Origin of the sequence: Paraburkholderia sp. GV068 (assembly GCF_003058125.1) — a bacterium.
Lineage (GTDB): Bacteria > Pseudomonadota > Gammaproteobacteria > Burkholderiales > Burkholderiaceae > Paraburkholderia > Paraburkholderia graminis.
The window spans coordinates 1-13486 of sequence record NZ_QBUB01000004.1; the positions used below are offsets into that span (position 1 = coordinate 1).

At 63.8% G+C, this 13486-nt stretch carries 9 protein-coding genes; 7 read left to right on the top strand and 2 right to left on the bottom strand.

The genetic code is table 11. From position 1 onward, the window contains the following. Window positions 1-114: 114 nt before the first annotated feature. The 7 genes from C8K18_RS10045 (at window position 115) to pdeR (ending at window position 10995) form a co-directional block, all read left to right on the top strand. Window positions 115-579 carry a hypothetical protein gene (locus C8K18_RS10045; RefSeq protein WP_132384553.1) on the top strand — a complete coding sequence of 155 codons (465 nt, stop codon included), beginning with the start codon at window positions 115-117 and terminating at the stop codon, window positions 577-579. Then, window positions 576-1085: a DUF3304 domain-containing protein gene (locus C8K18_RS10050; protein WP_165919813.1), complete on the top strand. Its 510-nt coding sequence runs from the start codon at window positions 576-578 to the stop codon at window positions 1083-1085. Before C8K18_RS10045 ends, C8K18_RS10050 begins: the two co-directional genes overlap by 4 nt. Before the next feature lie 3 nt (window positions 1086-1088). After that, complete coding sequence (locus C8K18_RS10055; protein WP_107707381.1) at window positions 1089-1325, top strand: hypothetical protein; 237 nt, start codon at window positions 1089-1091, stop codon at window positions 1323-1325. A gap of 147 nt (window positions 1326-1472) precedes the next feature. Then, window positions 1473-1985 carry a DUF3304 domain-containing protein gene (locus C8K18_RS10060; RefSeq protein ID WP_107707382.1) on the top strand — a complete coding sequence of 171 codons (513 nt, stop codon included), beginning with the start codon at window positions 1473-1475 and terminating at the stop codon, window positions 1983-1985. 2 nt (window positions 1986-1987) lie between these two features. Beyond that, window positions 1988-3574 carry a DUF2235 domain-containing protein gene (locus C8K18_RS10065; RefSeq protein WP_258196098.1) on the top strand — a complete coding sequence of 529 codons (1587 nt, stop codon included), beginning with the start codon at window positions 1988-1990 and terminating at the stop codon, window positions 3572-3574. A 469-nt stretch (window positions 3575-4043) separates the two neighbouring features. Continuing rightward, window positions 4044-8717 carry a DEAD/DEAH box helicase gene (locus tag C8K18_RS10070; protein ID WP_107707383.1) on the top strand — a complete coding sequence of 1558 codons (4674 nt, stop codon included), beginning with the start codon at window positions 4044-4046 and terminating at the stop codon, window positions 8715-8717. A gap of 274 nt (window positions 8718-8991) precedes the next feature. After that, a complete protein-coding gene (pdeR, locus tag C8K18_RS10075; RefSeq protein WP_107707384.1) occupies window positions 8992-10995 on the top strand; it encodes a cyclic di-GMP phosphodiesterase in 2004 nt (667 codons plus the stop codon). Between the two features lie 73 nt (window positions 10996-11068). Here pdeR and C8K18_RS10080 read toward each other — a convergent pair whose 3' ends face one another. Together C8K18_RS10080 and C8K18_RS10085 are read right to left on the bottom strand one after the other, a co-directional pair. Next, entirely contained in the window at window positions 11069-11956 is an 888-nt protein-coding gene (locus C8K18_RS10080; RefSeq protein ID WP_029965677.1) for a crotonase/enoyl-CoA hydratase family protein, read from the bottom strand. Between the two features lie 404 nt (window positions 11957-12360). Next, a complete protein-coding gene (locus C8K18_RS10085) occupies window positions 12361-13464 on the bottom strand; it encodes a malate/lactate/ureidoglycolate dehydrogenase (protein ID WP_107707385.1) in 1104 nt (367 codons plus the stop codon). Window positions 13465-13486 lie beyond the last annotated feature (22 nt).

Here is a 13486-nt window from a genome sequence, read left to right on the forward strand (position 1 = left end):
GCCGGCCGACACCGATGCGCAGCGGCAGATGAAGGCGGATTTCGACGGCCTGAAGCAGCCGGGACTGCTGATGAGCACGCCCGCGTCGGCGGGTACCGGCGTGTGAAGGCAGGCGTGTGGCGCGAACTGGCACAGAGTGCGCGACAGCGTATGCAGGCGCGGGCGGAACGTGAACGGTACGAAGACCTGAGGGAGAGTGGACATATCCGCCTGCGCGCGCGGCTCGTGAATGCAAGTGGCAAGCCCTTGCGGGACGTGTACTTCGACCTGTACGGACAACCTCACACAGACCGTCAGTTCCTCGGTGCCGCGATTGATGACGGGGTGGTATCGCAGAAGGACGCCGTGCTGTCGCCATTGCCTGGTCAAAAACTGGTGCTCTGCTGGGACGATCTGGAAATCCTGCGCGGAGGAAGTATCTTGCGGATACCCCATAAGAGTGAGGTGACGGTTGAGGGTGACGTGCCGCCGCATGACCATTCGGGGCTGCTGGAAATGAGGTTCGAAAAATACGGACAGAAGGTAGTCATGCGCGGGGACGAAGACACATGGCACAACGCAGGGAGAGACAGGCAATGACGGGACTGAAAAAGGCGGTGGCAGTGCTTGTGTTGATGATGGTCGCAGGTTGTTCGGCCTGGAGTCAGCAGGGATACGTTGATGCCAGCGCGCGCACAGCCAACTACACCGAAATGTATGTTGACTATACGTTTTACGACACGAAAGGCCACAACCTGGGTCTAGGAGGAAGCGCTAATCCCTTCAGCAAGGGGGGGACGGGAGGTAGCTCATGCTGCGCCATGCTGCCTGGACCAGGACAGACCGTGCGGGTGGTGTGGGACGAGGAAACACCTGGTCGCAATGAAGAGAAGACGTTTCACTATTCGCGCGATGTGGTGGTGATTGGCTCAGCACCTCTTCATGGCGATCCGTACAACTATGTAATCACGCGTTTCTTTCCGAAGCAACAGATAGAAGTCGAATTGGTGTCCGTACCAGCGGAAAGTCTGGGACAGGGCTCTCCAAGTCCAAGACTCGACCAGCTTTTTTTCGGTCGGAGCGTGATGCGACATGCGGGAGAATAAAAAATGATCGGGAAGAATAATGACGAGCTGGTGCAGGACCGGTTCACGGACAGTCATGAAACGTTCGAGCAAACGTTTAAGACCATGAATGAACTGTATGGTGAAAAAGACGGAGTCAGATTGAAACGAATGATTCGATTGATCCTGGTCATGCTCATTGCCATGCCGCTCAGTGGATGCGTGTCTATATGGTGCGCGAAAGAGCGTATGTCCGACCCGGATTTTAACTGCTGGAAATGACGGCACGATTTGGTGCCGCGAGCGTGAACTGCGTGCGCCTGTTCGAGGGTAAGTGCCCCTCGATGGCCGGCTTGGTCTGCTGGAAATTCGGTTTAAAAGCGCCAATCGCGAACAGGGACGGATTTCGTGTCGGAGTACGGAACAGATATGACAATGGAAAAAGCTGTTGCAGCGGCAGCGCTGCTGGTGGTGATGTGCGGGTGCGCGACCGGCGAGTACCGTGGATCTGTTCGGGATGCGGGCCTGGAAGCGGCTAACTATACAGAAAACTACATTACCGACTTCTCTATCGGCATGGGAAAAAATAAAAATCTTCGTTTTGCAGGAACAGAGGTCAAGCAGTTTTCGAAAGGTGGAACGGGCGGCGGGGTGTGTTGTTTCTCTGGTGCGGGGCCGGGGGAGGAAGTTATGGTGGAGTGGCGTACCGGGAAACGTGACGATCCAGAATCGCAATGGGCGCGGCATTCAACTGTTACGCGTGCAATAGGTTCTGCGCCGGATGATCCGCATTCGAACGTTACATTTATCGTTCGGTTCTTTCCTGGCGACCGGGTCGAGGGGGAGTATGTGGTGCAGGAGTTAAAGCCGGACAGCACACTGAATCCACGTTTTGATGCTCTCTTTTCTGGACGCCTGGTGATGCGTCACGTTGGAGAATAGAGATGGAAGAAAAGAATAACCAACCGCTCATGCAGGACTGGTTCACGGACAGTCACGAAACGTTTGAGCAGACGTTCAAGAACATGACCGAACTGTATGCAGAAGAATTCAGGACATGCACGACCTGCGAGCAGAGGCCGTGGTTCAGCTTTTTCTTCGATGGCACGGGGAATAACAGGTTCCTTGATGCTGAAAACAAGAAGTGGTCGAACGTCGCGCGACTGTTCGACGGGCATATCGAGGACCGACCGTTGGTTGTCAAGCTGTATTACCCCGGTGTCGGTACACCTCTGGATGCGAGTAACCCTGGCTGGATCGATTCGGTACGCGACAGCGAGGCGCTAGGCGGAGGTACGGGCGCGGGGAGCGATGTGCGACTGGTAAAGGCAGAGAAAGAGTTCAAGGAAACACTAGACGTCAATCATCGTGTGATTCGCATCGATGTGGCGCTGTTCGGCTTTTCGCGTGGAGCGGCGCTCGCGCGGGCGTTTGTCAATCGCATCCTCAACAAGTGCGAGTACCGGGACGGTCAGCCCTACTGGCCGTGCGGGACCGCGCTCGATGGCAAGGCTGCCCCGATCCATTTCCGCTTTCTTGGCGTCTTCGATACCGTCGAATCGGTGGGTGTACCCGCGCACGATCTGACGGGTATGAAGATGGCGATTCCCGATGCGGTCGAAAACTGTCTGCATCTCGTTGCCGGACATGAAATCCGCACGGCGTTCGCGCTGACCCGGCTTGGCCGGACCGACAGCCAGCACCGTGAAATCGTCTATCCGGGCGTGCATTCGGATGTAGGCGGCGGCTACCGGCCGGGAGAACAAGGCCGTAGCGACATGCTGGCCCGGTTGCCACTGAACCGCATGCGCCTGGAAGCGGCAATGGCAGGCGTCCCGTTCACGCCCCCTGCCGACCTTCGGGCCAATGTCAGCGACATGTTCGGGTACGATGAGGCGATGAAGGACGGCTCCGATGAGTACATGCGGGCAATGGATATCGGCGGGACGCTGGAAGAACAGATTGCCGCACACGTGCGGCTCTACTATGGCTGGCTCAGCGTGCGCTACAAAGCAGACCCGTGCAAGGTCTATGAGGGTATCTGTGCTGTGCCAGCGGACGGCCAGACCGCCGCTCAAGCCGAAGCGGAACTGGCCGGGCTGCGGCAGTCAATGTCGTCCATCGATCCCCAGGCCAGCGATCTGAGCTGGCGCAGCTACATGCAGGCGCTGGCGAGAAGCGATCCGACGGAATACCGCGAGCGGGTCAAGCTGACCGGCACACCTGTGCCGCTATCGCCCGAAGAGGAAGCCTATTACCAGGCGTGGCTCAACCCTCCCAAACTGTCGGCCAACCTCATGCGCTTTTTCGACACCTATGTTCACGATTCGCGCGCGGGCTTTACTGTGCCGATCGTGCGCGGACTGTACCTGACGAGGCGGATCATTATCGATCCATCGGGCGAAATGCAGGCGGCAGCGCCGCAGCCTGGGTCCAGCGCCACCCAGGTCGATGCGCGCCCAAACGGCGCCGGAAACGGATACGGGCGGTCGCTCCAGGCTGGCGTGCCGGGCTCATCACCGCAGCCATAAGAAAAGGGGGGGTTCATGACAGCCACTGACCGTGAGCACTATCGCTAAGTATTGCCATTCTTCCGTTTGCCGCCCGCCTGGGTGCTTGTCCATGGACCTCGCATCGGGGAGATGCGCGTTGCGTGCCGCGCAACTGGATCGTAGTTGCTTTCGTGATGCGGATGGCGCGAGCTGATCCGACTACCCCGGAGATGATCGACCAGATGCGCGCACGGACCGGCCTATTCGCCTGGAGTGAGACGCGCCAAGCGATCGACGAATGGCACGAGGCGTGTCTGTACGGAGCGGCAGGATCAACGCTTCGTACTGCCCCGGTCACGACTGTTGCGGCCGATCCTGAACGAGCATTTGGCAAACCCCATCAAAACCTGCGAGACTGATTTCCCCATCCCGCGATTGCGGTTTTCTCGCAACGCAGGGGGTTTTCCGTCGTCTGGATATTGGGCATCGCGTCCCCATCTAAGCGAATATGACTTCAGCCGCCACCGCCACCACGACAGCCACCACGCCACCCGCCACCCCGCCCGTTGCGCATGCAGCCGAGCACGGCGGCCCGCTCGCGGCCTTCCACCCCGCGGTGGCCGGCTGGTTCCTGAAGACCTTCCCCGCGCCGACCGACGCGCAAGCCGCCGCGTGGCCGCAGATCCGCCGTGGCCGCTCGACGCTCGTCGCCGCGCCGACGGGTTCCGGCAAAACGCTCACCGCGTTCCTGTCCGCGCTCGACGATCTCGTCCAGCAAGGTCTCGCGAACCACGGCGCGCTGCCCGACGAAACGCTGGTGGTCTACGTGTCGCCGCTCAAGGCGCTTTCCAACGACATCCGCCTCAACCTGCAGATACCGTTGCAAGGCATCGCCGCCGAACTCGACGCGCGCGGGCTGCCGCCGCTCGACATCCGCACCGCCGTGCGCACCGGCGACACCACGCAGCAGGAGCGCAACGCGCTCCGAAAGCGCGCGCCGCACATTCTCGTCACCACGCCGGAATCGCTATACGTGCTGCTCGGCTCGGACTCGGGCCGGCGGATGCTGTCGACCGTGCGCACGGTGATCGTCGATGAAATTCATGCGCTCGCCGGCAGCAAGCGCGGCAGCCATCTCGCGCTCAGCCTCGAGCGGCTCGACGCGTTGTGCGGCCGCCGTCTGCCGCGTATCGGCCTGTCCGCGACGCAAAAGCCGGTGAGCGCGGTTGCACGATTTCTCGTAGGCGGCGCGAGCATCGACAGCGATATTCCGGCTGATTGCGCGATCATCGACGTCGGCCATATCCGCGCGCGCGATCTCGCGCTGGAGATCCCGCCCGTGCCGCTCGAAGCGGTAATGCCGAACGAGGTATGGGAGCGCGTCTACGACCGGCTCGCGGAACTCGTCGCGCTGCATCGCACGACGCTGATCTTCGTCAACACGCGGCGCATGGCCGAACGCGCCGCGCGTCATCTGACCGAGCGGCTCGGCAAGGAGGCCGTCGCCGCGCACCACGGCAGCCTCGCGAAAGAGCATCGCTTCGACGCCGAACAGCGGCTCAAGCGCGGCGAACTCCGGGTGCTGATCGCGACGGCGTCGCTGGAACTCGGCATCGATATCGGCGACGTCGATCTGGTCTGTCAGATGGGTTCGCCGCGCGCGATCGCGCCGTTTCTGCAACGCGTCGGACGCTCGGGCCACCAGGTCGGCGGCATGCCCAAAGGCCGGCTTTTCCCGACTTCGCGCGACGATCTGATCGAATGCGCCGCGCTGCTCGATTGCGTGCGGCGCGGCGAACTGGACGCGCTGCGCATTCCGCGCGCGCCGCTCGACGTGCTCGCGCAACAGATCGTCGCCGAGGTGTCGAGCGCCGAATGGAGCGAGGACGCGCTGTTCGACCTGATGCGACGCGCCGCGCCCTACGCGGAACTCACGCGCGAGCAGTACGACGCGGTGCTGCGCATGCTCGCCGAGGGCTACACGAGCCGCAACGGACCGCGCGCCGCCTACCTCCATCGCGACGTGGTGAGCGGCACGTTGCGCGGGCGGCGCGGCGGCAAACTCGTCGCGGTCACGTCGGGCGGCACGATTCCCGAGAACGCCGACTATGCGGTCGTGCTCGAGCCGCAAGCGATCAACATCGGTACGGTCAACGAAGATTTCGCGGTCGAAAGTCTCGCGGGCGATGTGTTCCAGCTCGGCAACGCGTCGTACCGGATTCTGCGGATCGAAAGCGGCCGCGTGCGCGTCGAGGATGCGCAAGGCCAGCCGCCGAACATCCCGTTCTGGCTCGGCGAGGCGCCGGGCCGCAGCGATGAATTGTCGTTGGGCGTCGCGCGGCTGCGCGAGCAGATCGGGCGGCTGCTGGAGGCGGACGAGCCGACGGCGTCGGCTGCGCTGCTCGACGCGGACGAGGCGGCGATGGCGTCCGCGGCGCCGCTCATTGCGCAGTCGCCGAAGACGCGAGCGCGGTTGCAAAGCAAGCGGACAACGAATGGCGAATCGCCCGCCGAAGCCAAGCAAGCCACAGAGGTCACAGAGGTCACAGAAGTCACCCAGCCGACACAAACCCCCAACAACCCCATGCCCGCGCGCCTCGAACGCGCGATCGACTGGCTCATCGCCGAGCTCGGCCTTGACGAAGCCGCGGCGCGTCAGATCGTCGACTATCTCGCACGGGCGCGCGCCGCGCTCGGCGTATTGCCGACGCATGACACGCTCGTGATGGAGCGCTTCTTCGACGAATCGGGCGGCACCCAGCTCGTGATCCATGCGCCGTTCGGCAGCCGCGTGAATCGCGCGTGGGGCCTCGCGCTGCGCAAGCGCTTTTGCCGCCAGTTCAACTTCGAGCTGCAAGCGGCCGCGACCGAAGACGCGATCGTGCTGTCGCTGACCGGCAGCCACTCGTTCGTGCTCGACGAAGTGTGGCGCTATCTGCATTCGGCGAGCGCCGAACATCTGCTGATCCAGGCGCTGCTCGACGCGCCGCTTTTCGGCGTGCGCTGGCGCTGGAACGCGACGACCGCGCTCGGACTGCCGCGCTACACCGGCGGACGCAAGACGGCGCCGCAATTGCAGCGCATGCGCAGCGAGGATCTGCTGACGAGCGTCTTTCCCGAACAGGCCGCGTGTCTCGAGAACGTGGTCGGCGAGCGCGAACTGCCGCGTCATCCGCTAGTCGATCAGACCGTCGACGACTGTCTGCACGACGCGATGGACAGCGAGCGCTGGATCGCGCTGTTGCGCCGTATCGAAAGCGGCGACGTGCGGCTCGTCGCGCGCGATCTGCCTGCGCCCTCGCCGCTTGCCGCCGAAATCCTCAACGCGAAGCCCTACGCTTATCTCGACGACGCGCCCATCGAGGAGCGTCGCACGCAGGCCGTGCTCAACCGCCGCTGGACCGATCCGTCGAGCGCCGACGACCTCGGCGCGCTCGACCCCGACGCGATTGCGAGCGTGCGCGACGAAGCCTGGCCGCAGGCGCGCAGCGTCGACGAAATGCACGAGGCGCTCACGGGCCTCGCGTGCATCACCGAGGCCGAGGCACGCGGGAACGAAGGCTGGCCGCAATGGCTCGAGTCGCTCGCGCAGTCGGGCCGCGCGACCCGCCTGCAGATTGCCGCCGACGCCGCGCTGTGGCTGCCCGCCGAACGGCTCACCTGCTTCGCCGCGCTTTATCCGGAGCCGGACGGCCCGCGCTTCGCGCCGCCGCTGAGCGCGCCGAAGGGCTACGCCGACGAGTGGAGCGCCGACGACGCCCTCGTCGACGTGCTGCGCGCGCGGCTCACAGGCTTCGGTCCACTGCCCGCCGCTGCGATTGCGGACACGCTGCGGCTGCCGCAGACATCGGTCGAACAGGCGCTCATCCGCCTCGAAGCCGAAGGCTATGTGATGCGAGGCCGCTTCACGCCGCAAGCGCTCCAGGCACCCGACGCACCCGGCGACGAATGGTGCGAGCGGCACCTGCTCGCGCGCATCCACCGCTACACGGTCAAGCGCTTGCGCCGCGAGATCGAGCCCGTCGAACGCCACGACTTCATGCGTTTCCTGTTCAAGTGGCAGCATCTGACGCCGGACACGCGCAGCGAAGGCCGCGATGCGCTCGCGGCCGTGCTCGAACAACTGGAAGGTTTTGAGGCCGCGGCCAGCGCCTGGGAGGAAGACATTCTGCCCGCGCGCGTGAAGGCATACACGAATACTTCGCTCGACGAACTATGCCGCGCCGGCAAGATCGTCTGGACGCGGCTCACCGAGCGCTCGCGCAGCGCAGCGGGCCCCGTGCGCGGCACGCCTATCGTGTTGCTGCCGCGTCCACAGGTGCGCGTGTGGAGCGCACTGATCGATCCGGCGCGTCAGCCGGAGTTGTCGCCGCGCGCGCAAGCGGTTCACGACGCGCTGTCGCAACACGGCGCGATGTTCTTCGACGAATTGCTGCACGAACTTCGCGTCTTGCGTATCGAACTGGAAAACGCGCTCGGTGAACTGGTGGCGGCCGGTCTCGTGAACTCGGACAGTTTCGCGGGCCTGCGCGCGCTGCTGAAGCCGGCCGCCAAACGCAATGCTTATTCCGGCAGCCGGCGTGTGCGCTCGACGGCGCTGATCGGCGGAATGGACGATGCCGGGCGCTGGGCGCTCGTCAACCGCCCGATTCCGGCGGCCGTCGGCGCGAACGAGACGCCGCCGCAATCACTGCAAAGTCAGCGGCGGCGCACGTTGCCGCCCGAGATCGTCGAACATGTCGCGATGACGTTGCTGCGGCGCTACGGCGTCGTTTTCTGGCGCCTGCTCGAGCGCGAAGCCGATTGGCTGCCGCCGTGGCGCGATCTGCTTCGTGTGTATCAGCGGCTCGAAGCGCGCGGCGTGATTCGCGGCGGCCGCTTCGTCAATGGATTGGCCGGCGAGCAATTCGCGTTGCCCGAAGCGATTCCGTTGCTGCGCGAAGTACGAAGGCATGCGAACGATGGTGCTTTTGTGTGCGTCGGCGGCACCGATCCGTTGAATCTGGCGGGCACGCTGCTTGTCGGGGAACGGGTGCCGGCTGTGGGCGGCAACCGCGTTCTGTATCGTGACGGCGTCGTCGTGGCCACGCTGGTTGCGGGCGCGTTCTGGTTCGACGCGTCGCTCGAAGCAAGCCCGGCTGAGCGCGAGCGCGCGCGGAGCTGGCTGACGCGGCGCTTCTGATGCCTGGCGCCGCGTAAGCGGCGTGAGCCGCATCAGCCGCGGGCGCCGCGCGCCGGATGCGCCGTGCGCGACGCCCCGATGTAAAGAATGCCTCTCCACCCACTCCCCACTCCCTTTTACCGATCGACGCGCGCGCCACACAACCGCGCGTCCTTCATTGTTTTATGGCCCGAATTTCAGTGGCTTCGCTACAATGGGCCCGTCTTTAAGTATGATGAAGACTGTCTGCCGCTATCCGCCATCAGGGCCGAGCGGCACACCGCCCGGGGATTCCATGAATGACGACCAACACGAGCAGGTGCTTTTTGCGCAGTTCGGCACAAGCAGCCCTTGCTGGCGTCTGTCGAGCGACAGCAACGCGCTCGAACTGACGCCAGTCACCGGGGACGTGCCGGCCAACGTGGCCATTCCGCTGAATCCCCAGCAGGCATCGCAAATCCGTTGCCTCACGGGCATCACCTCGCATGTGGTTCTCGACGTTCGCCTGTTCGGCGAGCCGCTGCGCCTGCATCTCGTCGGCAGAAAAATCAACAGCATCAGTTGGGCGGGCACGGCCTCGGCTTATGACGACACCGAGTCGGTCGCACGCGATCTGATCCACGGTTTGTCGTTCGCCGAGCAGGTCGTGTCGGAAGTGAATTCAGTGGTCGTGATCGTCGACCGGCATGGGCGAATCCAGCGCTTTAACCGCCTCGCCGAAGAACTGACGGGCGTGAAGGAAGAGAACATCATCGGGCGCAATGTGTGGGCGCTGTTCATGTCCTCGGAAGACGGCGCGGCGTCGAGCCAGAACATTGCGGGCTTCTTCAATCGCGGCGTGTCGTATGAAGTCGAGCGGCGCGTGAAGACGCTGCACGGCGAGCGGCTCTTCCTGTTTCGCAACAAGTTCGTGCAAAGCGGCAGCGGCATCGACGAGCAATATCTGATCTGCTCGGGCACCGACATCACCGAAGAACGTCTCGCGCAGGAACGCCTGAGGCAACTCGCCAACACCGACTCGCTCACCGGCCTGCCGAATCGCAATGCGATTCAGGACTACATTCGCACCGCGATCGAAGAAGCGGCGCCGGGCGAATCGGTGGGCGTGCTGTTTCTCGATCTCGACAACTTCAAGAAGGTCAACGATCACTACGGCCACGTATTCGGCGACCGTCTGATTCGCGACGTGTCGGCCGCCATCGGCATGTGCCTGAACGAAGGCGACACGCTCGCGCGGCTCGGCGGCGACGAGTTCATCGTGCTTGCGGCAAAAGGCACGGCGCACGAACTGGAAGCGACCGCGCAGCGCATCCTCGAACGCATGCGTACGCCGTTCAGCCTCGGGCTCGTCGAAGTCTATACGGGCTGCTCGATCGGCATCGCGCGCTATCCGGAACACGGCGACAACCTCGAGTCGCTGATCCGCTCGGCCGATACCGCCATGTACGTCGCCAAGGACGAAGGCAAGCGCACGCATCGCGTGTTCTCGCCGGAGATGAACCGCAAGGTCGCCGAGTACATGTGGCTCGACACGAACTTGCGGCGCGGCCTCGACGAAGGCCAACTGACGCTGCACTATCAGCCGAAGCTGGTGCTTTCAACCGGCGTGGTGCAAGGCGTGGAAGCGCTGGTCCGCTGGAATTCGCCGGAGCGCGGGCAGATCATGCCGGCCGAATTCATTCGTTATGCCGAGGAGTCGGGACTGATTGGCGTGCTCGGCCGCTGGGTCATGGAAACGGCCGCCAAACAGGCCGCGAAATGGAAAGCGGACGGCTACAACCTGCGCATCGCCATCAACGTGTCGGCGCGGCAACTGGTGGACACCGCCGTGGTCCGGCATTTCACCGAAGCGCTCGCCGCGGCCAATCTCGAACCCTGCCTCGTCGACGTCGAGTTGACCGAGAGCTGCCTGATCGAAGACGAAGCCGCGGCCATCGACCTCATCAAGCACTTCCGCCAGATCGGCGCGCAGGTGCATCTGGACGACTTCGGCACCGGCTATTCGTCGCTGTCGCAACTGGGCCGCATTCCGCTCGACGTCATCAAGCTCGACCGCAGCTTCGTGCGCTCGATCAACGCCGATACGAAAGCGCAAGCGCTGGTGCGCTCGATGGTCGTGGTCGCGCAGGAACTCGGCTTCAAGGTGGTCGCCGAAGGCATCGAGACCGAATCGGAAGAAGCCTTCATGAAGGGGCTGGGCGTCGAGTACGTGCAAGGCTACCTGTACGCTCACCCGATGCCCGCCGCCGATTTCGAGCGCTGGTTGCAGGACCGGCAGAAGCTCAGGCTGATCGCCTGAGTCTGTCAGCCGCGACGGGCACGGCGGGCCGCATCGCGATTGAGTGCGCTTGAATGCGCTTGGTGCGATAGAGTCAGCCGAAATTGGCCGCGCTCGCGGCCGTCTGCCGCAGGTTGGACGTGCGGCGGTTTTGCAGCATCACGAGCCGTTCCATGAAGGCGAGATCCTTCTCTTCGATCATGAACGCGGCGTCGACCCAATCCTCGGTGATCTCCATCAACTCGGCGCGCGGCAGTTGCAGCACGCGCTGACGTGCACGCAGCATCGCGCGGATGCCGTTCATTTTCGGCTTGAGCGTGTCGATGAACGTGCGGGTCGCCACATACGCGTCGCCCGGTTCGAACAACTGATCGACGAGGCCCTTTTCTTGATGCCACTCGGCCGTATGCGATTCGCCGCCGCCGATCAGTTCCTCGGCGAGGCGCATGCCGGCCTTCCGCGCCACGAGCGAATAGCCGCCCATGCCGGGGAACAGATTGAAGGCGATTTCCGGGAAGCCCATGCGCGCGTCCGACTGCGCGAGCAGGAAGTGATGCGCGAGCGCCGCCTCGAAGCCGCCGCCGAGCGCCGTGCCCTCCACCATTGCAATCGAGATCGCGCCGGTGTCGAAACCGCGCGCCGCCGCATGAACGCAGTCGACGCAAGCGCGCGCGTAGGCCATCAGCGCCTGGCGCTTGCCCGAGCGGATCGCGTCGGCGAAGAAATCGAGGTCGCCGCCCACGTTGTAGATGTTCGGAATCAGCGAACCCGTCACCCAGAAATCGATCGGCAAGCCCGACTCGCGCGCTGCCTGCGCGAGCCCGAGAATGTCGTGCACCAGATCGAGATTGAAACAGGGACGCGGCTGCGCCCGCAGCATCATCCACATGACATTGCGGCCTTCTTCGTAGTAAGCGGCGATTTGCGACAGATTGCCGGCTTCGAGGAACGGGCGGCAGGCGTGGTGGTTATGCAGATTCATTTTGAACGGTCCTTTAAGGTTAAACACTGATATTGCAGTGCGAGCCTAAAACAGACCGGAATCCGATGGGAGCGGGATAACCAACAGAGCAACGCAAGGAAATGTCAAACCCTTGCGCGGCGGGCGTCGCAGCGGGGCGATTCCGTGCCGTGACGTGCGCTGGCGCGCAAACGCTTGCGCGGCCAAAATGGTGCGAGATAGCGCGATGTTTTGCACTATCGATGGAAAGGCCCGGTGGCGCGTGTGAGTGGAAATGCGCGTTGAAAAGGTGAAAGAAAAAGCAATAAAGGCCGATTAGACGAGCCAGTCGAAATTGCTGCTTGCGAATGGGGTTTTGTTGGTGGGGTGGCAGACGGAATATGTATATTGCATGAATGCGCAACCGCTCGCCGAGGCGATGAACGCTATTGGAGCAACGCCGACCAGCGCGCGACTTCATCCGCGCTCATGCCGACCGCGAGTGCCGCCGCGGAGATCTGCGTCCACGTGGCGGCGTCGACGGGAATGCCGTTGGCTTCGCGCTCCGCGCGCGTGACGCGTTCCGGTTCGCCCGGCTCATAGATGCGCTCGGTGCCCACCGCGAGCGGCGAAGCCTTGACCCATGCGATGAAGGCGTCGGCTTCGGCTTGCGCGTCGGGGGCATCGAACGCGGCCGGATCGACGATAACCGACAGCATGCAGTTGATGATCGCGTTAGTCGTGCCGAGCGTGTCCGCATGCGTGGTGAAGCCGCCCGCGAGCGCGCCGCTGAATATCTCGCACATGGCCGCGAGCCCGAAGCCCTTGTGGCCGCCGAACGGCGTCAGCGATCCGAACGGCGCCTCGTGCATGACCTTGGGATCGGCGGTCGGCACGCCTTGATGGTCGATGAGCGCGCCGGCCGGCACCTGCTTGCCCTGGTTATACGCGACCCGCGTCTTGCCGTAAGCGACGGTGCTGGTCGCGAAGTCGAGCACGAGCGGCGGCTTGCCGGGCCGCGGATAAGCCGCGCAAAACGGATTCGTGCCGATACGGCGGTCGGCGCCGCCGAACGGCGCGACGAGCGGATCGCCGGCCACATTGACGAAGTGAAACGACACGAGCCCGGCGCGCACGCACTGCTCGGCCCAGTGACCGATGCGGCCGATGTGATGCGCGCCGCGCAAGCCCACCGCGCAAATGCCGATGCGCTGCGCGCGAGCGATGCCCGCTTCCATCGCCTCGAAGGCAACCACCTGGCCGAAGCCCTTGTGGCCTTCCACGGTGAGCACGGCGCCCGCGTCCTTGACGACTTCAGCATGCAGATTCAGTTGCAGTTGCCCGTCGGCCAGCGAAGCCGCATAGCGCGGAATCATGCCGACGCCGTGCGAATCGTGCCCCGTGAGGTTCGCCGCCACCAGATGATCCGCGACCAGCTCGGCTTCGCGCGGCGCGCTGCCGGCCCGCTCCCAGATCGCCCTCACGTAGGCGTGCAGTTGGTCGGCCGCGATGCGGGGCGTGCTGGATCGAGCGAGATTGTTATCGGTCATGCGAAGTTGGGCGCTCGAAATC

Coding starts and splice junctions, on each gene's coding strand:
- pdeR (WP_107707384.1), top strand. CDS start 8,992: ATGAATGACGACCAACACGAGCAGGTGCTTTTTGCGCAGTTCGGCACA.
- C8K18_RS10060 (WP_107707382.1), top strand. CDS start 1,473: ATGACAATGGAAAAAGCTGTTGCAGCGGCAGCGCTGCTGGTGGTGATG.
- C8K18_RS10080 (WP_029965677.1), bottom strand. CDS start 11,956: ATGAATCTGCATAACCACCACGCCTGCCGCCCGTTCCTCGAAGCCGGC.
- C8K18_RS10085 (WP_107707385.1), bottom strand. CDS start 13,464: ATGACCGATAACAATCTCGCTCGATCCAGCACGCCCCGCATCGCGGCC.
- C8K18_RS10070 (WP_107707383.1), top strand. CDS start 4,044: ATGACTTCAGCCGCCACCGCCACCACGACAGCCACCACGCCACCCGCC.
- C8K18_RS10050 (WP_165919813.1), top strand. CDS start 576: ATGACGGGACTGAAAAAGGCGGTGGCAGTGCTTGTGTTGATGATGGTC.
- C8K18_RS10055 (WP_107707381.1), top strand. CDS start 1,089: ATGATCGGGAAGAATAATGACGAGCTGGTGCAGGACCGGTTCACGGAC.
- C8K18_RS10065 (WP_258196098.1), top strand. CDS start 1,988: ATGGAAGAAAAGAATAACCAACCGCTCATGCAGGACTGGTTCACGGAC.